18 protein-coding genes and 1 tRNA gene are annotated in these 20,290 nt (G+C 57.0%); 13 read left to right on the forward strand and 6 right to left on the reverse strand.

All coding sequences use genetic code 11. The annotated features are described in order from the left end of the window. Positions 1-6: 6 nt before the first annotated feature. Together ACQE3E_RS17270 and ACQE3E_RS17275 are read left to right on the forward strand one after the other, a co-directional pair. Complete coding sequence (locus ACQE3E_RS17270; protein WP_281021034.1) at positions 7-783, forward strand: TIGR01458 family HAD-type hydrolase; 777 nt, start codon at positions 7-9, stop codon at positions 781-783. Positions 784-1,494: 711 nt separating this feature from the next. Beyond that, positions 1,495-2,040, forward strand: a complete 546-nt coding sequence (locus ACQE3E_RS17275; protein WP_168032434.1) for a DUF1097 domain-containing protein — start codon at positions 1,495-1,497, stop codon at positions 2,038-2,040. Positions 2,041-2,175: 135 nt separating this feature from the next. Here the strand turns inward: ACQE3E_RS17275 and ACQE3E_RS17280 are convergent, their stop codons facing one another. From ACQE3E_RS17280 to ACQE3E_RS17300, 5 genes are all read right to left on the reverse strand, one after another. After that, positions 2,176-2,937: a UPF0149 family protein gene (locus ACQE3E_RS17280; RefSeq protein WP_313729623.1), complete on the reverse strand. Its 762-nt coding sequence runs from the start codon at positions 2,935-2,937 to the stop codon at positions 2,176-2,178. A gap of 299 nt (positions 2,938-3,236) precedes the next feature. Further along, positions 3,237-3,476, reverse strand: a complete 240-nt coding sequence (locus ACQE3E_RS17285; RefSeq protein ID WP_083385589.1) for a hypothetical protein — start codon at positions 3,474-3,476, stop codon at positions 3,237-3,239. A gap of 578 nt (positions 3,477-4,054) precedes the next feature. Beyond that, the gene (locus ACQE3E_RS17290; protein ID WP_313729622.1) at positions 4,055-4,345 is read right to left on the reverse strand and encodes a hypothetical protein; all 291 of its coding nucleotides are present in this window, start codon (positions 4,343-4,345) and stop codon (positions 4,055-4,057) included. Positions 4,346-4,572: 227 nt separating this feature from the next. Then, a complete protein-coding gene (locus ACQE3E_RS17295) occupies positions 4,573-5,919 on the reverse strand; it encodes a hypothetical protein (protein WP_064026196.1) in 1,347 nt (448 codons plus the stop codon). Between the two features lie 141 nt (positions 5,920-6,060). Next, a complete protein-coding gene (locus ACQE3E_RS17300; RefSeq protein WP_064026194.1) occupies positions 6,061-6,630 on the reverse strand; it encodes a methyltransferase family protein in 570 nt (189 codons plus the stop codon). A gap of 82 nt (positions 6,631-6,712) precedes the next feature. On the opposite strand from ACQE3E_RS17300, the gene ACQE3E_RS17305 reads away from it, so the two are divergent. Both ACQE3E_RS17305 and ACQE3E_RS17310 read left to right on the forward strand, forming a co-directional pair. Continuing rightward, entirely contained in the window at positions 6,713-7,474 is a 762-nt protein-coding gene (locus ACQE3E_RS17305) for an ABC transporter ATP-binding protein (protein ID WP_083385588.1), read from the forward strand. Between the two features lie 2 nt (positions 7,475-7,476). Further along, complete coding sequence (locus tag ACQE3E_RS17310; RefSeq protein WP_313730260.1) at positions 7,477-9,882, forward strand: FtsX-like permease family protein; 2,406 nt, start codon at positions 7,477-7,479, stop codon at positions 9,880-9,882. Between the two features lie 16 nt (positions 9,883-9,898). On the opposite strand, the gene ACQE3E_RS17315 is transcribed toward ACQE3E_RS17310, so the two are convergent. After that, complete coding sequence (locus ACQE3E_RS17315) at positions 9,899-11,797, reverse strand: HAMP domain-containing methyl-accepting chemotaxis protein (RefSeq protein WP_313729621.1); 1,899 nt, start codon at positions 11,795-11,797, stop codon at positions 9,899-9,901. A gap of 388 nt (positions 11,798-12,185) precedes the next feature. On the opposite strand from ACQE3E_RS17315, the gene gloB reads away from it, so the two are divergent. The 9 genes from gloB to ACQE3E_RS17360 all read left to right on the forward strand — a co-directional run bounded on the left by gloB (position 12,186) and on the right by ACQE3E_RS17360 (position 20,280). Then, entirely contained in the window at positions 12,186-12,953 is a 768-nt protein-coding gene (gloB, locus tag ACQE3E_RS17320) for a hydroxyacylglutathione hydrolase (protein WP_313729620.1), read from the forward strand. A gap of 114 nt (positions 12,954-13,067) precedes the next feature. Further along, on the forward strand, positions 13,068-13,931 hold the full coding sequence (locus ACQE3E_RS17325) for a glycosyltransferase family 2 protein (RefSeq protein ID WP_281021041.1): 864 nt from the start codon (positions 13,068-13,070) through the stop codon (positions 13,929-13,931). Positions 13,932-14,123: 192 nt separating this feature from the next. Next, positions 14,124-14,699, forward strand: coding sequence for a chemotaxis protein CheD (locus ACQE3E_RS17330; protein ID WP_064031016.1), 576 nt, complete (start codon positions 14,124-14,126; stop codon positions 14,697-14,699). Positions 14,700-14,950: 251 nt separating this feature from the next. Continuing rightward, the gene (locus ACQE3E_RS17335) at positions 14,951-15,241 is read left to right on the forward strand and encodes a hypothetical protein (protein WP_313729619.1); all 291 of its coding nucleotides are present in this window, start codon (positions 14,951-14,953) and stop codon (positions 15,239-15,241) included. 418 nt (positions 15,242-15,659) lie between these two features. After that, positions 15,660-16,496 (forward strand): hypothetical protein, encoded by an 837-nt coding sequence (locus tag ACQE3E_RS17340; RefSeq protein WP_168032422.1) that lies wholly within the window; start codon positions 15,660-15,662, stop codon positions 16,494-16,496. 431 nt (positions 16,497-16,927) lie between these two features. Next, positions 16,928-17,003 (forward strand) — tRNA-Lys (locus tag ACQE3E_RS17345). Between the two features lie 122 nt (positions 17,004-17,125). Then, entirely contained in the window at positions 17,126-17,878 is a 753-nt protein-coding gene (locus ACQE3E_RS17350; RefSeq protein ID WP_313729618.1) for a hypothetical protein, read from the forward strand. Positions 17,879-17,880: 2 nt separating this feature from the next. Continuing rightward, positions 17,881-19,134 carry a tyrosine-type recombinase/integrase gene (locus ACQE3E_RS17355; RefSeq protein WP_313729617.1) on the forward strand — a complete coding sequence of 418 codons (1,254 nt, stop codon included), beginning with the start codon at positions 17,881-17,883 and terminating at the stop codon, positions 19,132-19,134. Positions 19,135-19,272: 138 nt separating this feature from the next. Beyond that, positions 19,273-20,280 carry an STAS-like domain-containing protein gene (locus ACQE3E_RS17360; protein ID WP_313729616.1) on the forward strand — a complete coding sequence of 336 codons (1,008 nt, stop codon included), beginning with the start codon at positions 19,273-19,275 and terminating at the stop codon, positions 20,278-20,280. The last annotated feature ends 10 nt before the right edge of the window (positions 20,281-20,290 follow it).

A 20,290-nucleotide genomic window follows, 5' to 3' on the forward strand; every position in this document is an offset into this window, starting at 1 on the left:
TTTCCGATGACTGTTTCAGAAATTGACGGCCTGCTGTTCGATCTGGACGGCGTTCTCTACGTTGGCGACGCGGCGATTCCCGGCGCGGCGGCGGCGCTGGCGCACATCCAGTCGTTGGGCTTGCCCCGCCGCTTCGTCACCAACACCACGACCCAATCGCGCGCGCAATTGGCGGCCAAACTGCAAGCCATCGACTTGCCGATCACCGCCGACGAGATATTGACGACTCCGCACGCCGCGCGCCTCTACCTCAAACATCGCGGCTACCGCAGCTGCCATTTTCTGGTCGCCGACGCGGTCAAGGATGAATTCGCCGAATTCAACGCCGCCGCCCAACAGCCGGACGCCGTCGTGATCGGCGATATCGGTTCGGCCTGGAATTACGACATTCTCAACCGGGTGTTCGAAATGGCCATGGCCGGCGCCGAGCTAATCGCCTTGCACAAAGGCAAATTCTGGCAAACAGCCGACGGCCTCAGGATGGACATCGGCGCTTTCGTCACCGGCCTGGAATATGCGACCGGCAAGACCGCCGCAGTCATGGGCAAGCCATCGCCGGCCTTTTTTGCGCTGGCCTTACGACAACTTGGGCTGCCAGCCAGCCGGATCGCTATGATAGGCGACGATATCGATTCCGATGTCGGCGGCGCTCAGCGCGCCGGACTGCAAGGTATCCTGGTCAAGACCGGCAAATACCGCGAGGCCTATACCCTAGCATCGTCAGTGCAACCCGATCTGATACTGGATTCGGTCGCCGAGCTGCCTCGGCATTTAGGACGTTAGCAAGCTTGCTGTGCTGAAACAGAACACTCGATTGCGAGCCGGCGTTTGGAAACGCAGGCATTGACGCGTGCAGCAAGCCGGGCTCGGCGGACAAGCCTCCGCCTTCACGGCCGGCGTAAGTCGCAGAGGTACCTAAACCGACTGTTTTCATCACGGCCACCCCTCGATTCTAACAAACTGAATTCGTTTTAACTCCCCGCCAAAGCCCATCGGCGCCGATGCCGATTTCCACACTCTAAAACCGGAAGGATTCCGTTTATTTGGGATTTCTGTTTCATCTAAGGCCATTCGAAAAGCCGAGGCCCGAACAGAATGCTGTTACCGAAAACGCATCCGATAATATAACAAGTTATTGACTTACCAATCTTTTAAACCTGCTCATTATTATTAACCTGGATTCGCGCCGAGATACGCAAATTTAGCGCGCTTATTCCCCTGAATACACATGCTTTAAGGCACTAGAAAAATCAACAAGGAATTTTCCCAAGTGATGCCGGGAATTATTCTGTCTGGACCTGATAAGTTTCGTCCATTTTGACGAAAAATATTATCATCGACGGAAGAGCTGTCAGCGTGACAAATTGTCGCATTTTCAATAAATAATCGGAGTGCTATATTTTGGATTGGTTAATTTTTACGAAAAAAATAACCTCGCCCCTGCGGCTGATCACTTTTATTTCAACACCCTTGATAATCAACAGGAAATTTCAAATGGAAAAAATTACAGCACTATCTCTGAGCATCGGCATTCTTTCTGGAGTCGCCACGTATTTTGCGGTGGGCCCCGCGGCGGGCGTGTTTTTTATTTGGGCTGCAACGATTGCATGGGCGGCTTATTTCTTATTAGGCGCGGACCGAGAGGCGGCAATTAACACGATAATCAATGGAATTTTCGGAGTGTTCATGGCCTGGGTCACCGCATTATTGCTGCTGAAAATAGATCCGGAAATCTCATTGGGCGTCGAAATTACCACGGCATTAATCGTGGCGGGCGCGGTGATTGTACTGTGTCTGTCTGCGAATTTACCGCAATTCGCGATTATACCGGTTGGCGTTTTGGGTTACTCCTCCACCTTCGCTTATTTACTACAAACTCCCGATAAATTGAATCAGGAAGTTCTTTTAGGCGCATCGCTGAATAACCCGCTGTTGGTCATATCGATTTCGTTTATTCTCGGATCGGTATTTGGACATCTTTCGAATCAATTGGCCGGAAAACTTAGCAGTATTCCAAGCCCTCTGGTTAGAAAAAGATAAAACAGGATTAGCACCACCAGGCAAGGATGCCGAAACGCTTATACATTCAGCGAAGTCGAACAGCGAATTTGCATCCGCCCGCCGACTTCGCTCGAAGCTTTCCCCGCAACGATAGCCATCACGGCTTAGCATTGCTCAGCTCGAGGCCCTAGCACTCTGATGTGCTTGCAGGCGCTTCGACATCGTTGCCGCGAATATCCGCAAACATTGATACGCTTCGGGTAACGTCGGCAACACGGCAGCAAGAATCCGTTCGTCGCTGGCGCCTCCTTCAATATTACTGCCGATCCGCGACTTCAGTTGTTCCAAATTATCCAAATAACTAAGGTCTTCGGTCACCAATGCGGTAATAATATTAATACTTCCCTTGACCAGATCGTAACACTGCCCGGTTTCCTTGGCGATAATACCGCTTTGCCAGAAAGACCAGCGCAAGTTAATGCCCCTCAAAAATCCATAACACCAATGCCAAATATCAGCCATCGTCTCTTCGTCAATCTCGGAAAAATCGTACGGAAACTCTAGTTTATCGGCCAGCATCGACTTATTTGCCGACTTAACCACGGCGACTACCGCTTTTTTCAAGCGCTTAACTTGTCTTCCGTTTAAATCGGGTCTATCCCCCAAAAACAACTCCGCCATCCACTCGGATGGATCGATTATGCACGGCGTGATAGTCAGCGCATAAAAAAAACCGGTTAATCCGGCTTTGTTCAAATGCAATTCCGGAAGAACGCATTCATTTAAAGAGAATACTAGCGTGTTTAATGCTTTATTATCGATCATAGCCTTAAATTTACTTGAGATCCCAAGAGGATATTGCTCAAAACTAGCGGTCTTGAAAGGACTTTCGTCCCTGAAAATGAAGGTAGCTGGAGCGGCTTTAGCCGAGATCAAGGCGTTCCTGACCTAGATATATCGGTGATTTTCCTAACGACTTTCATAGTAAAAGACAGCATTGTTAAAATGACTCGCCACGATTGCCAAAAAACCTGGATATGGTTTGTTTGACTTGCAACAGTAAAATCAATAAAACGTCCAAATCCGGATAAATCGGACCAACGACAGGCTCACAAATTTCACCGTCTCTTGAATAACCTCGATTTGCTCTATTAACTAAACAGGCGATGCTTTCGCCAGCCAATCCGTGGACAAAACGACTGTTTACCGCCGGCATCTATCGTTCGCCCTAGTCGTTAATTTGCCGGGATAAACTCGGTCGATGAAAATATCACAATCGGACGAAAGTTCGCGGCAGGGTAGCGGGGATCAAACTCGCCCTGATTGGCGGAAACTTCAGTTGTTTGCGCTTGTTGATCGCTCTCGTTGCCATCGGCGCTGTATATCAGCTTGGGCTGAAAGTAAGCCGCCGGATAGCTTTCAGAATGCACTGAAAAACTAAAGCCCAGCAGTACCAAACCTATCGCAAACCTCATCAGAAACCTCGCCATCGTTAATCCAAGAAACCCAAAACCGACATATTACGCCGGAGAATCAGCGCTTAAACGGCGTCAATCAGCCTAGCGTCACGGCCCGCCCGATCCGAACGCCGAGTAGAAACGCGCCGCCGTGCGGCCAAAGCGCCAGTACCCAATAACGCCGCCATACCAAAGCAGGAAAAATGCCAGATCCCGCCAGCACCTATAGCATTGATTTTTATATTTTTTTAAAAATAGAACAATCCAAGCCCGCAATCCATCCGTTTATTTTTTATGCACCTGTTAATTTTATAAACAATGATTTGTACAGTTTGCACGATGCCTTTGGCAGACCCATCTCGAATCCGCCGTGCGCCATACGCAACTGTCACCTTGGCGCTGTCGCAGCGACTCGAGGTTGGACACACGGAAGGCTCCCGAGTCAAATGAATCAACGCAAGACGAATTTGGACTGCGACAGGAGTGAATTTCGGTTCGGGAAGAATTCGAGCGCAAATTGACCAGACACCGACTTCGCCTCACACCGAACGACGATGATCCGATGGAATTTACGGCACGAGCGGCCGCGCCGCCTGCTAAAACGACGTGAACGGCGATTTGATTCGCGAGAACGTAAGCCGCGAACCGGAAACCAATCCACCCGGCACACCGTTCGCCCCGTCGATCGCCAACGCGTAAGCATGCGGGTCCCAGCGGACAGTTCTGTTGGGGAAAATATCGAGGCCGATCTCGGCGCGCTGAACAGCCGGGACGCTGACAACCTTAAATTGCCGCAAAATCTCACGCTGGGCGGATCCGAGTCCGGCGCGTCCGACGGCGCTCGTGTTATTGGCGGAGGGGGAATAGCGACGTTTGCCGGCAATCACCGGAAGACTCGTCGCCAAGCGGTTTAGTTGACGTCCAATGATTTGGCTGCGCCGCCTTGGATTTGACGATCGCGGCGGCCCGAAGTCCGCCCGACGGCAGGTTGCATACAACGGAAGCCAGCGACGCATACCCTCCAACAAGGCGTGTCCGCCAGCCCAATTGGCTGGCGGAGCGGCGTCTAAGGCCGATCCCAAGCTAATCGGCCGAGCCGGAGGATGGGGCTTATTCAGCCCTTTTTGCCGAATTTTCCGAACAATCCGCGCAATTGGCCCTTGGCCTTTTCGGCGGCCTGCATCGCGTCGGCGGTGACGGCTTCGAGTTGTTCGATCAACGGTTCCGCTTCGTCATCGTCGGCATTCGCTTCGCTTTTGCCCTTGCCGAGCAAGCCCTTGAACTTGGACATCGCGCCGCCAGCGGCCGGTTTTTCGGCGGGCTTATCCGCCGCGAGAGTCGGCGCGATTGGTTCCGGTGCCGGTTCCGCGCTCGGGGCCGGTGTCGGTTCGGCTTCAGCTACCGCGGGCTTCGGTGTCGAACCGCCGAATTTTTCGTCCAGCTTGGCGAATTTCTGCATCGTGCTGCCGAACAGCTTTTTCAAGCCACCGCCGGCCGGCTCGGCTGGTTTGCCAGAAGCCGGTTCGACGGCGATCGGACGCGGCGGCTCCACCGGTTTGGCGACGACAATCGGTTCGGGTGCGCTGATCTCGACGGGCTCCGGTGCCGGGATCGGTGCGACCGGACTGGCGACCACCGCCGGCTTTTCAGGCTCCACGGCCGCTCTAACACTATCGCCGATACGCTCGCTAACCGGCGCGGGGGTTTCCGATTTTACGGCCGTCACCGGAGCCGGAGCCGGCGCGGGTACCACCTTGACCGCAGTGGCGGTGGCTAGCTTCGCTTCCAGCTCGGCGACGCGCGCGGCGTCGATCCGCTGTTGTTGCGCTTGACGTTGCTGTTCGGCCAAGGCCGCTTCCAGTTCGCCGATTTGTTGAGTTTGCGACTCGACGCGCGCCCGCAATGCGCCGAGCAAGGCTTCCTTCTCGCCCACCTTGGCCGCCTCGTCCTCGCGGGCCTGTTCCGCGTCGGCCTTGGCTTGACGCTCGGCGGCCAGTACGCCGTTCAATTGCTCGGTAATTTGCCGATGCTGATCCCAAACCTCCTCGGGGTTGCCGCCGTCGCCGCCGGGTACCGGCAATCCAAAGTTCGCCGCCAGCGCCTTGTTGACGTCGGCGAGCCTTTGGTTGGCTTTAAGCATTTGCTGCTCCAACGCGTCGATTAATTGTGCCCGATTGGCGATTTCGGCATTGGCGGCGGAGACTTGCTCGCCGCTCTCGGTCAATTGCTGCTGTAAGCCTTCGATTTGCAGTTTAGCTTCGGCCAGTTCGGATTGCAGTTGTTGCAACGCGGCGGCCAGCCGGCGAAAACGGCCGTTCAGAAAACCGATTCGGATGCTGTAAAAAATCGCGGTCAACAGCCAGACCGCGACGATCAGCGTGATCGCGTATTCCTGATTGGCCAGCGTCAACCGGTACCAGTCGGCGGCGATGGATTCGAGCATCGGCAAATAATCTTGCATAAAATATCCCGGTAGTTGTCGTTATTATTAAAAGGCGGGAAGACCGCGATGACTTCCGAATCCGATCGGGCCGGTTCGGAACCGGCGCAGTATATCAGTTTGTCGCGGTACCGACGCGGAGCGCCCGTCCGGTGGCGGCCTTCAATATAGCCAAGGCAACAGGCGCCAGCGCACCGCGCAATAGTCGGCGTGAGCCGCGCCGAATTCGGCCGCCAACATCGCTTCCTCGATCGCGATTCGGCCGCGCACGGCCAGGCCGATCGGCAGGGTTGCCGCCAATATGGCCAGACCATCGCCCATCGCCAAGCCGGCTCCGGCCAGCGCCAGCAGTAAACCGGTATAGGCGGGATGGCGCAGCCAGCGGTAGGGCCCGTCGACGATCAACTCGTGACGGGGCTGTATCGTGACGTCGGTGGTAAAAAATCGGCCTAGACGCTGGACCGCCAGATAGCGCAAGCTCAGACCGGCCGCGAAAATCGTCAGCGCCAGCGCCTGCCTGGGCAAATAAGCCACCGGCAGCGGCCACCACCATAGTTGTTTGGCGTACAGCGCCGCAATCAGACCGGCCGCGCCGGCCAGCCACAGGCGGCGTTGCGAATCGCGTTCGGCGGCGACACCATCGGTTCGGCCGCGCGCGGCCTGGGCCAAGCAAATTTCCGCCGCCAGCCAAGCCAACGCCAAAACCAACCATAGCAAGCGTACCGCCAACATATTTTCTCTCCAGAGACTCTCGAAAACCGGCGCGCGCCCGAAAGCCGCGCGTCGTGTACCATACCCTAATTTGACGGCCGCCATGCAACCCATCATCCGACTTCGCCAGGTTTACAAAGATTATCCGCAGGCCGGCGGCTTGCAGACGGTGTTGCACGGCATCGACCTGGACATCGCCGCCGGAGAATTCGTCGCGATCGTCGGCCCGTCCGGCAACGGCAAATCGACGTTGCTGAATCTGTTGACCGGCATCGATCATCCCAATCGCGGCGAGATTTTCGTCAACGGCGCGGCGCTACACCACCTGAGTAACGCAAAGCTCACCGCCTGGCGCGGCGCCAATGTCGGCATCGTGTTTCAATTTTTCCAATTGTTGCCGGCTTTAAATTTGTGGCAAAACGTAGTGCTGCCGATGGATTTTCTCGGCAAGCTAGACAAACGCCGGCGCCGGGAGCGGGCCATGTCTCTATTGGAGCGAGTGGGTCTGGCCGATGCCGCCGACCGCCTGCCCAGCCAGGTTTCCGGCGGCCAACAACAGCGGGCCGCGATCGCCCGCGCGCTGGCCAACGACCCACCGTTGATCGTCGCCGACGAACCGACCGGCAATCTGGACATGGCCACCGCCGATGCGGTGTTCGAACTGTTCGCCCATCTCAACGACCAGGGCAAGACGCTAGTGATGGTCACCCACAACGAAGCGCTGGCCGACGCCGCCAGCCGTAAGTTGGAAATTCGCGGCGGCCGCATCCATGCCGACGTGACTTGGCACGCGGCCGAGCGGAACGGATCGGGCTTGGAAGCACCGGACGATCCAGCAGCGGACCGCGGAGCCGAAAGCGCTTGAACGTGTTGCGTTACAAGATCCTGGCCGACTGGCGTGCCGCCAAGGCGCGCAGTCTGTTGGCCGTCGTCAATATCGCGATCGGCATTTTTTGCGTCGGAACGCTGTTCGGGATGGTCGCATTGCTGCTCGACCGCATGGACGCCGCTCATCGACGCTCGCAGCCCTCGCATATCAACCTGATTCTGCGCGGCACGGCCGAGCCCGAACTGCTAAGCCGCTTACGCGCCGTTCCCGGCGTGGCGGGTATCGACACGCTGACACCGCTGTCGGTGCGCTACCGCCAAACCGGCAGCGGCGAATGGCAAAACGCGACCTTAATCGTTCGCCCGGATTACGCCGCCCAGCAATTCGACCTGACCACGCTGGAAAGCGGATCTTGGCCAGGCTCAGGCCAAGTCGCCGTCGAAAATCTGTCCCAGCAAGCAACCGGCTTGACGACCGGCGCGATGCTGGAGTTCGACACCGCTAACGGCCCGACCGGTTTTCGGATCAGCGGCGTCGTCCGCCATCCTTTCGTCAAACCGCCCAAATTCGGCGGTCAGATACATTTTTTCGCCGACCGTTCCAGCGCCGCGTCGTTCGGCGTAGCGGACGGCTATTTCCGGCAGTTGCTGGTGCGCATCGTACCGCCGTACGACGCCGAAACCGCCCGAGGCGTCGCCGCCCAACTCCGAAACTTGCTGGCCGAGCGGCATCTGCCGGTCAGCGTCACGTTGCTGCAAGACCCGGAAAAGCATTGGGGCCGTCCCTTTGTCGCCGGTATCAACTCGGTATTGCAAGCGATGGCCCTGGCGTCCCTGGCCTTGGCCAGCCTGTTGATTTTGAATACGGTATCGGCCCAGATTACCCAACAAACCGACCAGATCGGCGTCATCAAGGCGCTGGGCGGCGGCGGCGCGACCGTGGCCGGGTTATATCTCAGCGAAGTTGCTTTGCTGGCGGTGGCCGCGACTTGCATGGCGATTCCGCCGGCGCTGTTCGGCGCCGATTGGGCCGCTCGCAAGTTGCTGGCCTTGTTCAACATCGCCGGCGGCGCGTTCTCGGTCGCACCCGACGCACTGGCTTGGATGATCGGCGGCGGTCTGATTGCCCCGCTACTGGCGGCGTTGCCGCCGGTGTGGCGCGGCGCGGCGATGACGGTACGGACGGCATTGGCCAGTTACGGCTTGGGTGGCGACTTCGGCGGGAACCGCTTCGACGCCTGGATCGAAAAACTCGGCGCGCGATGGTTGCCGACGCTGTATGCGGCGGCGCTGGGCAATTTATTCCGCCGCAAGGCCCGATTGCTATTAACCCAAGGCGTGTTGATCGTGGCCGGGATCATGTTTTTGGTATCGACCAGCCTGATCGCCTCCGTGAACCTGACGCTGGACAACGAAATGGCGCGTAGCCGTTACGCGGTTAAATTGGGTTTCAGCGTCGACCAGCCCGCGGCTAAGGTCGCCGAATTGGCCAAGTCTCTGCCGGCCACCCGCGATCTGGCGGTTTGGCAACGACTACCGGCGGAAATCAGCCATCACGGGCAAACCTTGCGGCAAACCGGCAGTCTGGGCTTGCAGATGCTGGCGGTACCGGCGGCGTCCACTCTTTACCGGCCGCTGATCGAAGCCGGCCGCTGGTTAGCGGAAGACGCCGGCGAGCGGGAATTAGTCATCAGTGCCGACACCGCCGCGCTGAACGGTCTAAAACCCGGCGACAGCGTGGACGTTAAGCTGGGCGGCCGCCATGATTCCTGGCGAATCGTCGGGGTCTACCGCTGGCTGGCCGGCAACAATCCGGCGGTCGAACCGGTTTACGCGCCACTGGCGACCGCCCGCGAACTGGCCGGGACCGGCGAACTCGCTTCGTTTGCGCTACTGGATGCCGACATCGCCGACGCGGCCGGCGAAGACAACTATTTGCGCCGACTCAAGGACCGCTATGACAGTGCCGGCCTGACCTTGGACGTCTACAGCACCGAAGCCAAGCTGGCACAACGCCGCTATGCCCGCAACCAGTTCAATTCGGTATTGGGGACCTTGGCGGGATTGGCGGCGATGGTCGCGGCCATCGGCGGCATCGGCCTGTCCGGCACGCTGACGATCGCCGTGTTGCAACGCACTCGCGAAATCGGCGTGATGCGCGCCATCGGCGCGCCGACGCCGGCGGTGTTTCGGCTGTTTGCGATGGAAGGTTTGTTGCACGGCGGCTTGGCGTGGCTAATCAGCGTGCCGCTGGCCTGTTGGCTTGCCCAACCGATCGCCGAACGCTTGGGCACCGTCATGCTCGGCATTCGGCTGGATTACCGCTTCGACTATACCGCAGCGTTCTATTGGTTGGTATTGGTACTGGCAATCGCCGCGATCGCCGCCTACTGGCCGGCGAAATCCGCCGCCAAATTGACGATACGCGATTGCCTTGCGCATTGACGCGCTTGGACGCCGGCTAATAGCGCACGAATTGCCCTTCGTTCGGTAAAAAATCGGCTTCGAAGCGATCGCGCGCCGGCTTGGTTTTCGGCGGCCGTTCCGTAGCGAACTGGCGGGGGCTCGGCGGCTCTTCGTCCGCCAGCCGGAAGAAACTCATCAGATTTTGTAATTGCTCGGCCTGTCCGCTCATTTGTTCGGCGGTCGCCGCTAATTCCTCGCTGGACGCGGCGTTTTGCTGGGTCACCCGGTTCACTTGATTCATCGCCTGGTTGATTTGCCCGACGCCGACCGCTTGCTCGTGCGAAGCCGCCGCGATTTCCTGCACCAAGGCCGAAGTCTTGCCGATGGTGGGGATAATCGAATCGATCATCCGCCCGGCCAATTCGGCGTCTTGCACGGTTTGTTCGGCCAACTTGCCGATTTCCTGGGCAGCAGTCTGGCTGCGTTCCGCCAATTTACGCACCTCGGCCGCCACCACCGCAAACCCCTTTCCTTGATTTCCGGCCCTGGCGGCCTCGATCGCCGCGTTCAAGGCCAGCATATTGGTTTGATAGGCGATGTCGTCGATGATGCCGATCCGGGTCGCGATTTCCTTCATCGCCTCCACGGTTTGCTTGACCGCCGCGCCGCCCTCGACCGCCTCCTGGGCGGACTTGCCGGCCATCGCGTCGGTGACGGCGGCGTTCTCGGCATTCTGGTTAATACTGGCCGCCATTTGCTCGACGCTGGCACTGGTCTGCTCGACCCCGGCGGCCTGCTCGCTGGCCGACTGGGCCAAGACTTGCGACGTGGCGCTGACTTGCTCGGCGGCGTCGCTCAATTGGTCGGCCGCGACCGAAACCTCGTTAATCGTTTCCGACAAACGGATTACCGTTGCGTTGGCGGCCAATCGCAATTCCTGCAATTGGCCTTGATAATCTTCGTCGATCCGCCGGCTCAGATCGCCTTGCTCGACACAGGTCAACAGCTCGCGCACCCGGTCCAACGGACCAACTACCGCGTCCAACGTGGCATTGACGCCTTCGATGATGCGCCGGTATTCGCCGCTATGCGCGTTGGCGTCGGCCCGCACCGCTAGTCGCCCCTCGACGCCGGCGGCGGCCAAGGTCATCGCATCGGCCGCCATGCGCCGTAAATTGACGACAACCATTCGCAAATTGGCGGCAATGCTCAAGGTGTCGCCGGGCACGACCGGCACGTCTTGGCTTAAATCGCCGGCCGAAACCGCTTGCGCCAGTTCCGCCGCCGCGCTGGGTTCCATGCCGATCTGGGCCTTGATCGAACGGCCGACTTTCAGTGAAAACCAAACGCAAACCACCAAACCGGCCAGCAACATCACTGCGGTCAGATTGCGAACCGTCGCGTAATTGGCCTCGGCCAGATCGTTTTGCTGCTTGGCGACCCGCAATTGCAAATCGACCAGCGCGGATATTTTTTCGGAAATCGGGTCTATGGCCGGATACAGGCGTTGCACGGTAAACGCCGCCAGCGCGTTGCGGTCTTCGCGCTGCAAGATGGTCAGCAAATCGGCGAGTTCCCGGTTGGCGTTGGCAAATAGCGGTTCGATCTGCTTGATCAAATCACGCTCTTCATCCACCAGAGACGTCGACGTATAAGCCCGCCAAGCCTTTTCGACGACGGCGCCGGACTCCTCGATGTTCTTGCGAGCCTCTGCCCAACCGATGTTGCCGTTGCGGGCCTTGTGCGCGGTATCGACGATATTAACGGCATAGCGGTCGGCGATGGTCTTCAAGCTTTGTAGCGGGACGACCCTGTCGTTGTAGACGCTACTCAAGACCGCGTTGACTTCGGCCAGATTGCGAATGCCGAAAATGCACAACAGGACGGCCAATAGGGCCATGATGCCCGGCGGCAACAACAGCCGGGTATTCAGTTTCAACTCCGACAACGGCATACGCATCTCCAATAGTTCCGGTCAAATCAACCATCATGCCGTCTAACCGTGCAGCTATTCGGCGTGAACGAAGAGTTTAAAACCGACGACGGAACTGAAAGTCCTATGTAAGCCTGGACTTACAAAAGGTTTGCGCAAGTTCGAATAACCTGGGCCTTACCGAATCCGCCACCCGCAACGCAGTCATAATACTAGCCGATTTGAAGCTTTTGTCAGCAACATCGCCGAGCCTCGCCAGGCATTCAGTGCCGGATTTCGCGAGCGGCGACGGCACGAATCCAGCCAACGGCGCCGGACAAGTCGGCATGACCAGGCGTTGATGACCTATACGGCGGCGCTCCCCGGTAGTGGTAAAATCCGTTATCCCGTCTTTTTTGGAATCGCCGCGATGCTGGAAATTTTGCTGCTGCCCGCCCTGACCGACAATTACATTTACTTGCTGCACGATCCCGCCGACGGCGCGACCGCCGCGGTCGACCCCGCCGAACCCGAACCTGTCGAAGCCGCCTTGCAAGCACGAGGTTGGCGTCTAAATTACATTTTCAATACCCACCACCACGGCGATCATGTCGGCGCCAATCTGAGCTTAAAACGCTCTAGCGGATGCCGTATCGTCGGCGCCGCGGTTGACCGGACCCGCATCCCCGGTCTGGACCTTGCCGTCGAAGACGGCACGACCTTTACCCTCGGGCGCGAGCAAGTACAGGTCATCGCCACGCCTGGCCATACCAGCGGCCACATTGCCTTTTATTGTCCGGACAGTTCGGCGCTGTTTTGCGGCGACACCTTGTTTTCGCTGGGTTGCGGGCGTTTGTTCGAAGGTAGCGCCGAGCAGCTTTGGCAATCGCTGCAACGATTCAAAACGCTGCCGCCGGAGACGCGGATTTACTGCGCCCACGAATATACCGAAGCCAATGCCCGTTTCGCGGTGGAAGTCGATTTCGACAACCCGGCCCTGCGCCGGCGCCAGACCGAAGTCATCGCGCTCAGACAAGCCGGACAACCGACCCTGCCCAGCACGATGGCGCAAGAACTGGCCACCAATCCCTTTCTGCGCGAGCAGGATCCGGCGATTCAACGACACTTGGGCCTGACCGGCCGGCCGGCGCCCGCAGTGTTCGCCGAACTGCGCGGCCTGAAAGACCGGTTTCGCTAAGCGCCGACGATGTTAGCCCGCGCGAATTTCTGCTAGACTCGCCGTCGATTCGCAGCGTACCCCACCGCGCCGCCACCGCCCAAACCCGCCGTTTTTTACCCACCCGCGCCCAACATGACCGCCCAACCATTGCTCAGCATCGTATTGCCCGCCAAAAACGAAGCCGAAAACCTGCCGACCTTCTTGCCGAAATTGAAGGCGCTGTATCCCGACGCCGAAATTCTGCTGATCGACGACGGCTCCGACGACGATACGGCCCAAGTCGCCCGAGCGGCCGGCGCCAAGGTCGTCTCCCACCCCTACGGCATGGGCAACGGCGCCGCGATCAAAACCGGCGCCCGCCATGCTCGCGGCGACATTCTGGTATTCATGGACGCGGACGGCCAGCACGATCCCGCCGACATTCCGATGGTGTTGGCCAAACTGGCGGAAGGCTACGATATGGTGGTCGGCGCCCGCTTGTCGAGCAGCCACGCCTCCTGGTTTCGCCGCACCGCCAACCGCTTTTACAACAAACTGGCGTCGCTGATGACCGGCCATAAAATCGACGACTTGACCTCGGGATTTCGCGCGGTCAGGGCCGACAAATTCCGCAAATTCCTGTACCTGCTACCCAACGGCTTTTCCTATCCGACCACCAGCACGATGGCCTTCTTCCGCTCCGGCTTCCCGGTCGCCTACGTCTCGATACACGCCGGCAGCCGGATGGGCAAGAGTCACATTCGCCTGCTCCACGATGGCTTGCGATTTTTCATCATCATCCTGCGCATCGGCGTGTTGTTTTCGCCGATGCGTTTGTTTCTGCCGATCAGCGGCTCGATCTTCGGCGTCGGCGTAGCCTATTACGCCTATACCTACCTCACCGAAAATCGCTTCACCAACATGAGCGCGGTGTTGTTTCTGTCGGCACTGTTGATCTTTATGATCGGCATCGTCTCCGAGCAAATTTCGTCCCTGCACTACAAAAACATCGAATGAACCGCGCCGGAACTTGGTCCAGGCGCCGGCCAAGCCGAACGCGCCAATCGGCTCAAGCCCGGCGGCGGCGCGAGATTGAGCCAGCCTAATACTTTGGTACTACGTTGGCTGGCTCGATTTATGTTAGAAATTAATCGACACTCGACAGTCTAATCGACCGAGCTACCGACTGACTTCTACCCCGATCCGACCATGTATATACAAAACCGCTCCGAAACCTACTTCGACCCCTACTGGCGTACCGCCGCCAGCAAAATCATTCCCGGCGAATATTGCGTCGCCCAAGCCGGCGCGGTCATCGTGACGGTGTTGGGCTCTTGCGTTACCGCTTGCATCCGCGACCGCGTCAAAGGTATCGGCGGCATGAACCACTTCATGGTAGCCAATCTGAACGAAGACCAACCGGTCGGCGAACGCCTGACAAATCTGGCCAGCGAGGCGATGGACAAATTTATTCAGCACCTGCTCGACATCGGTGCGGAAGCGCACCAGTTGGAAGCGAAAGTGTTCGGCGGCGGCAACGTGCTAAACCGCCTGAGCCGTAACAATGTCGGCGCCCGCAGCGCAGACTTTCTCCGCGACTACTTGGACGAACGCAATATCCCGATCGTCGCCTCCGACACCTTGGACATTTATCCGCGCAAAGTGTATTTCTTCCCCGCCTCGGGCAAAGTCCTGGTCAAAAAACTGACCGACGTCAAAAACGAAACCATCCTGATCAGAGAACAGGAATACAGTAATCGCCTGCTCGCGGGCGCTCTGATTTGATTCGCGGGGGGCCGACCGGGCTCGCGATAACACGGCAATGCCGTGACGGTTACCGCCTAACCCGGCCTAGCGGCGAACCCCAGCTCTTTTATCCCGCCGATTCAAGTACTCGAAGGTTAACGCGATTTTTTTCGCAACCGGCAATCCCCCTTTCCGCAGGGCATACCGGCATCGTCGCCTGCGGCGAGATCGGAAAACCAACACCATGCGCGCGGTGCCGCTAAGCTAATCGTATTTGCCAGGAAACCGCCATGCGAAACTTGAATCTCGCCGTGCTCGTGCTATTCGCCACCGCGACCTTCACCGCCCAAGCCACCCCACCCGCCAGCCGCACCCTTGCTCTGGAGGACATCAGTCTCGAACGCATCGAAATTCAAGGCCAAATCCAGACTTGGAAACTTAACAAAGTGTGTATCGACCAGCAGGCTTATCTATTGCTGCTCAGGGGCCTCACCGAGCAGGTCGGCATCTCGCCGTCGTTCAAAAACGGCAAGCCGGAACAGTGTCGGCAAACCCTCAACGACAGCCCAATCGACGAATAACCGCGATCGAGCTACCGGACTCGGCATCGAGAATGCGTTAGCGGCTTCGCGATCCGCAAAGAAACCACGTCACCCCAGAACGGTTTTCCGAACGAAGAAGCCGTTCCGGCTATCGGTCCGAGACCCGACATTAAGCCCATCACGCGATTTAAATGCCACGCCCAGGATTAAGCAACACCGCGCGTGCTCGCAAACCGGGCTCTCCGGTTAAATACAATAGAGTAATCGATCAAAGCCGAAAGCACCTCAAGCTTGCTCGTTGGCAACCGCCGGATGTGATAAATCGAACTATTCTCGACCCAAGCTTTCAGCTAGATTGTACGTGCAGTTGTTGAGTAATCAACCTGTTCCGCCGCCGACTGCGGTTAGCGGCAATCTTCCGAGCCTTACTTCTTCCAAGCCTTAATAAGGGGGCCATATGATCGCTAAATCCCGATATCTTCTCTACCTGTCCGTGGGATTATTCCTGAACAACACCAGCTATGCCGCACGGTTAACCGAACCGGGCATTAGCGTGTCCGGCAGCGGCACGCACTGGTTTAAGGTTTGTTCGACGTGTCCGGACGACGGTTCCAGCGCGTCCGATTCAAAGGGCGGAAATGGTTATCCAACGGCGACGACCGAATTCAACGACATTTATTCTTGGTTTGCCGAAGGCTCCTTAACCGGGGCGCAATCCTTACCCATCCTGAAGGCTTACGCTAAAACGGACGTCCCCAATACCATCGGCTATGTCTCCGCGACCGCCACCGCTCAGGGCCTGCAAGCCTACCACTACGCCGGAACCGAGTCCCAAACCTACACCATCACGTTCTCGGTCAGTGGCTTGCTTAGCGGCGATACCACCGAATCCATCACCGCCGGCATGAACGTCTGGGGGGGAATTTTCGACCCTTACGCAGAACTTCCCGGCTCAATGCTTGGCGGAGACTTCGTCAACGCGCACGCCGATCCCCTGGTTAACAGTACCGCGTTGAACGAAAGCCGAGCTATCAGTTTCGATCTGGTGCCCGGTCAAGACTTCTTCATCACCAGCTATATCACCGCCAGTGCGTTTTGGGCGGACGGCAGCGATATCGCCGGCACCGCGGACGCGGCGCATAGTATGACAGCGCAATTCACGGCAGGCGATTCAACGATGCTGAATACCCTGACAACCAGCGTTCCGTTACCGCCTTCGGCTTGGCTTTTGCTCAGCGGCATCGCATTCCTCACCTTTTCACCGAACAAAAATCGCAAAGACTCGAAAATCTAGGCCGTCTAGGGCTAACGCCGGTAAACCCCGGCCATACCGGGTTTTACCGGCGTTAATAAAAATGAATCATGAAAAACCCAGTGCCGCGCCCCATGATTCAGCCAATTCGCTGGTCACAAAGCCATTTCTACCCTCGGCTAACCTCCAGCCACACGTGGCGTCGAGCATTTTTGCCTAGCCGACCAATGGCGATTCGACCCCACCAGCCGGAGCGACTCACTCCAATCCGACGATTTCCGGACGTCACACTCCGTAACAAGAAATTGAGAGGATTGGCTTAACAACGTCTCAGTCAGGGCCTACGCCGCCTATTCGAATGCGTTTTTTGGACGATTCAGGGACAAGCTTTACTCGCAAGTGTACCGTTTCCAAGGTTTCACAGTAAAAGCTTGCAAAGAAAAAAAAAACCGATATAATGATCGAATTGATTGGGGTCGTTAGCTCAGCCGGTAGAGCACCGCACTTTTAATGCGATGGTCGTGCGTTCGAATCGCACACGACCCACCATCTTTAAGTCTTTGAACTGGAAAGACAAAGTCAACTGGATTGCCGTCGAGTTGAAGCAACATAACCGCAGCAAGGCGCAAATTTAGGCGCACTCTGCATTATTTGCTCAATGAGGTGGCGTAATGAACCAGTTAAATCAATCCCTCCCAAGCTCAACGGACAACCGTCCTTCTGAGCAGTCGTTGCTAATCCCTATTCGTTCAAAGAGCCCCGATAAGCTTTCCGCGTGCGCGGAATCCGGGCCGTATGCTGTCGAAGTATTTGCCGTAGGCACGGAAAACAAAATTCTTGGCGAGCGCTACGCCGTAAGGCAACATGCCGAGCAATCTGCCAGGCATCTCGACGCCGATCAACTGTTTCTTCACCGCGAAATTCGTTTTTTTCCCTCGGAGCTTTCCAAAGCTCGACAGGAGTTACTCAGCGAAGTGATCGGCGCGACCCGAGGAACATTTTTTGTCGTTCAGGGTGGCGATGGTCACCCACTCCATTATCATCTGATCGGTCCGCGGTTCCAATCCCTAGAACAGGCCGAAGCCTGGCGATACCTCAGCTTGCCGTATTACCCAGAATGCCAAGTCGTGCAGGACGAGTCCGGGGGCTTCGAGTTTAGCGCGACTAATCAGTCGGAGATCAATCATGTCTCGGCTTTCAGCGTGGTGGCTTTTGATGCCGAGCAAGGCCAGTCGGTTTCAATTGCCGATCGCTACTTCACGACCGAGGCCGACGCACGCCGCTATCAGCTTGAATTGCTACCAGATTACCCGGACTGCAACATCGTTCAGAGTCGCTTCCGCTTTAATGGCGTTCGCCATCGTCAAGAAATCCTGGAGGTTCTATTCGATGAAGATTCCGCCGCAGCGGGCGCGGAGGCGTAATCATGGCTTACATTCGACCACTATCGAACGGTAAGTTTCGCGCGGATGTCCGCATGAAAGGTATCGTTAAAAACAAAACCTTTACCTCCGAAAAACTCGCGCAGGCCTGGGCTGATGACATCGAAAACAACATCAAGGCCATTCCATTATTGGACCTGAGCCAATTGGCGGCCTTGAGCGAATCGGATGTCGAGCGGATGGGCGGCGCTACGCTTTTTGCTCACCTTGGTATTGATCTATTCGCGATTCGTAACTCCTCGAAGCTGGAAGCCATCAATGCGTTATCCAAGAAGGAGTTGTTGCAATTGTCGCCGCAAGAAATCGAGCGCATGGGAGGCGCCGAACTATTTATCAAGGCCGGCAAGCGCATCCGTTACAAGACGTTCCGCGAAGTCTGCGACGAATACCTGTCGCGGTGGAATAAAAAGGACTACAAAGGCCAGATGCAACGGGTTGATTACTGGTGCAGGGTTTTCGGCGATCGCATCATGACCGACATCGACATCTTCGACTTGCGAGAACACGTTGACGACATGATCGATGCAGGCGAGCGAACGACCACGATAAACCGCAAAAAAGCCGTACTTTCCAGTGTCTATAAGTTTGCCTTGAGTCGCGGCTACGTCGATGAAAACCTGGTGCGAAGCGTCGTGGTCGACGACGACACCCAGCGCCGGGATCGGGTATTATCGGACCAGGAACGCCAACGCTTGATTAAAGCCTGTCAAGCGTCCCATTGGGACAAGTTGTATCTGCTGGTGGTCATGGCAATGACCACCGGCGCCCGCAAAGGCGAATTGATGAATCTGCGTTGGAGCGACATTAATTTCAAAGAAGGCACCGCCTTTCTCGGCGATACCAAAAACGGTACGAGCCGGGAGCTTTACCTTGCGCCCGTGGTGATTACCGAGCTGAAACGCCATCAGGAAATCGGCACAGGCTTGATCTTCCCGTCGTTCGAGCTTCCCGAGCAACCGATGGACTTCCGCGCGGCCTGGCGCGCTGCCTTGAAAGCCTCAAATATCTCCGGCAAGGATATTTTGAATGCGGACGGCACCGTCAAGATCGAACGCTTTACCTTCCACTGCCTACGGCATGGCTTCTGCTCGGCGCTGTCCGACCAAGGCAAGGAAATCAATCAAATAGCCAAGCTAGCTGGCCACAAGAGCATTCAAACCACCATGCGCTATATCCACCAAGGCCGCGACCAGAAGCGGCAGATCGTCAACGAACTGGCGCAAGCGTTCAACCTGTAAAGGCTAACAGCCGGCTAGTTTTTGATTGAACTGGCCGGCCTCTCAATTCATGACGCGAATAATCAAATCAATCGGCGCTTTACGTTTAGCATATTGTGGCTTTACAATTATTTTAAAATCACTTTACGTTTAGTCCCTATGAGCACTGACCTACGCCACTCCATCTTAATAACGATTGCCGAAGACGGCAGCAATGTCGCCAGTCGTCTTGCCGTTGAACACGGCGTTTCCCGCCAAGCTGCAAGCGCTTGGCTGACAAAGCTGAAAAAAGAAGGTGTCATCACCTCATCCGGTGTGGGCCGTGGCGTGCGTTACCAACTGGCAACGATGGCGCAAGTGCAGCGCGTCTATCCCCGAGCCGGCTTACGCGAGGATATTGTCTGGGCCGAATCAATTTCGCCGTTGCTAAACGACTTGCCCGGCAATGTCCGCGACATCTGGCATTATGCCGTCACCGAGATGGTGAACAATGCCATCGACCATTCCGGCTCCGAAAACGTCGCCGTGGAATTGGTGCGCGATGCACTCAACACCACCATTTACATCGCCGATGAAGGAGAAGGAATCTTTCTGAAAATTCAGCGGGCGATGAATTTGTACGATCCGCGTGAGGCGATCCTGGAACTAGCCAAGGGCAAGCTGACCACCGACCCCGCCAACCATACCGGCGAAGGCATTTTCTTTTCGTCCAAGGTAATGGACGCCTTCGACATTCGTTCCGGCCTGTTGCATTTCATGCACGACGAATGGGGCGCCGATATTCTGCTGGAACGTCCCGCCAATGCGCCGGGCACGTTGGTATTGATGCGCCTGGCCAACGATAGCCCGCGTATCTTGCAAGACGTCTTCGACCAGTTTGCCGCGCCGGAGGAATATACCTTCGCCAAGACCATTGTGCCGGTTCGCCTGGCTCAGCATGAAGGCGAAAAGCTGGTTTCCCGATCGCAAGCCAAGCGTTTGACCATGCGCTTCGAGCGCTTTCAGACCGTGGTATTGGATTTTGCCGGCGTCGAGGAAATCGGCCAAGCGTTTGCCGACGAAGTCTTCCGGGTGTTCGGCAACGCCCATCCCAATACCCAATTACTGCCGATCAACTTAACCCCAGCCGTTGAAAACATGGTTAAGCGGGCACTGGCGGCTAAATGAGCATATTTAA

Source organism: Methylomonas sp. MED-D (assembly GCF_050276835.1).
In the GTDB taxonomy this organism is placed as follows: Bacteria; Pseudomonadota; Gammaproteobacteria; order Methylococcales; family Methylomonadaceae; genus Methylomonas; species Methylomonas koyamae_A.

What these genes read in the sequence shown, in the direction of transcription:
- ACQE3E_RS17270 (WP_281021034.1), top strand. Translation starts at nt 7, where the DNA reads ATGACTGTTTCAGAAATTGACGGCCTGCTGTTCGATCTGGACGGCGTT.
- ACQE3E_RS17275 (WP_168032434.1), top strand. Translation starts at nt 1,495, where the DNA reads ATGGAAAAAATTACAGCACTATCTCTGAGCATCGGCATTCTTTCTGGA.
- ACQE3E_RS17285 (WP_083385589.1), bottom strand. Translation starts at nt 3,476, where the DNA reads ATGAGGTTTGCGATAGGTTTGGTACTGCTGGGCTTTAGTTTTTCAGTG.
- ACQE3E_RS17295 (WP_064026196.1), bottom strand. Translation starts at nt 5,919, where the DNA reads ATGCAAGATTATTTGCCGATGCTCGAATCCATCGCCGCCGACTGGTAC.
- ACQE3E_RS17300 (WP_064026194.1), bottom strand. Translation starts at nt 6,630, where the DNA reads ATGTTGGCGGTACGCTTGCTATGGTTGGTTTTGGCGTTGGCTTGGCTG.
- ACQE3E_RS17305 (WP_083385588.1), top strand. Translation starts at nt 6,713, where the DNA reads ATGCAACCCATCATCCGACTTCGCCAGGTTTACAAAGATTATCCGCAG.
- ACQE3E_RS17315 (WP_313729621.1), bottom strand. Translation starts at nt 11,797, where the DNA reads ATGCCGTTGTCGGAGTTGAAACTGAATACCCGGCTGTTGTTGCCGCCG.
- gloB (WP_313729620.1), top strand. Translation starts at nt 12,186, where the DNA reads ATGCTGGAAATTTTGCTGCTGCCCGCCCTGACCGACAATTACATTTAC.
- ACQE3E_RS17325 (WP_281021041.1), top strand. Translation starts at nt 13,068, where the DNA reads ATGACCGCCCAACCATTGCTCAGCATCGTATTGCCCGCCAAAAACGAA.
- ACQE3E_RS17330 (WP_064031016.1), top strand. Translation starts at nt 14,124, where the DNA reads ATGTATATACAAAACCGCTCCGAAACCTACTTCGACCCCTACTGGCGT.
- ACQE3E_RS17335 (WP_313729619.1), top strand. Translation starts at nt 14,951, where the DNA reads ATGCGAAACTTGAATCTCGCCGTGCTCGTGCTATTCGCCACCGCGACC.
- ACQE3E_RS17340 (WP_168032422.1), top strand. Translation starts at nt 15,660, where the DNA reads ATGATCGCTAAATCCCGATATCTTCTCTACCTGTCCGTGGGATTATTC.
- ACQE3E_RS17350 (WP_313729618.1), top strand. Translation starts at nt 17,126, where the DNA reads ATGAACCAGTTAAATCAATCCCTCCCAAGCTCAACGGACAACCGTCCT.
- ACQE3E_RS17355 (WP_313729617.1), top strand. Translation starts at nt 17,881, where the DNA reads ATGGCTTACATTCGACCACTATCGAACGGTAAGTTTCGCGCGGATGTC.
- ACQE3E_RS17360 (WP_313729616.1), top strand. Translation starts at nt 19,273, where the DNA reads ATGAGCACTGACCTACGCCACTCCATCTTAATAACGATTGCCGAAGAC.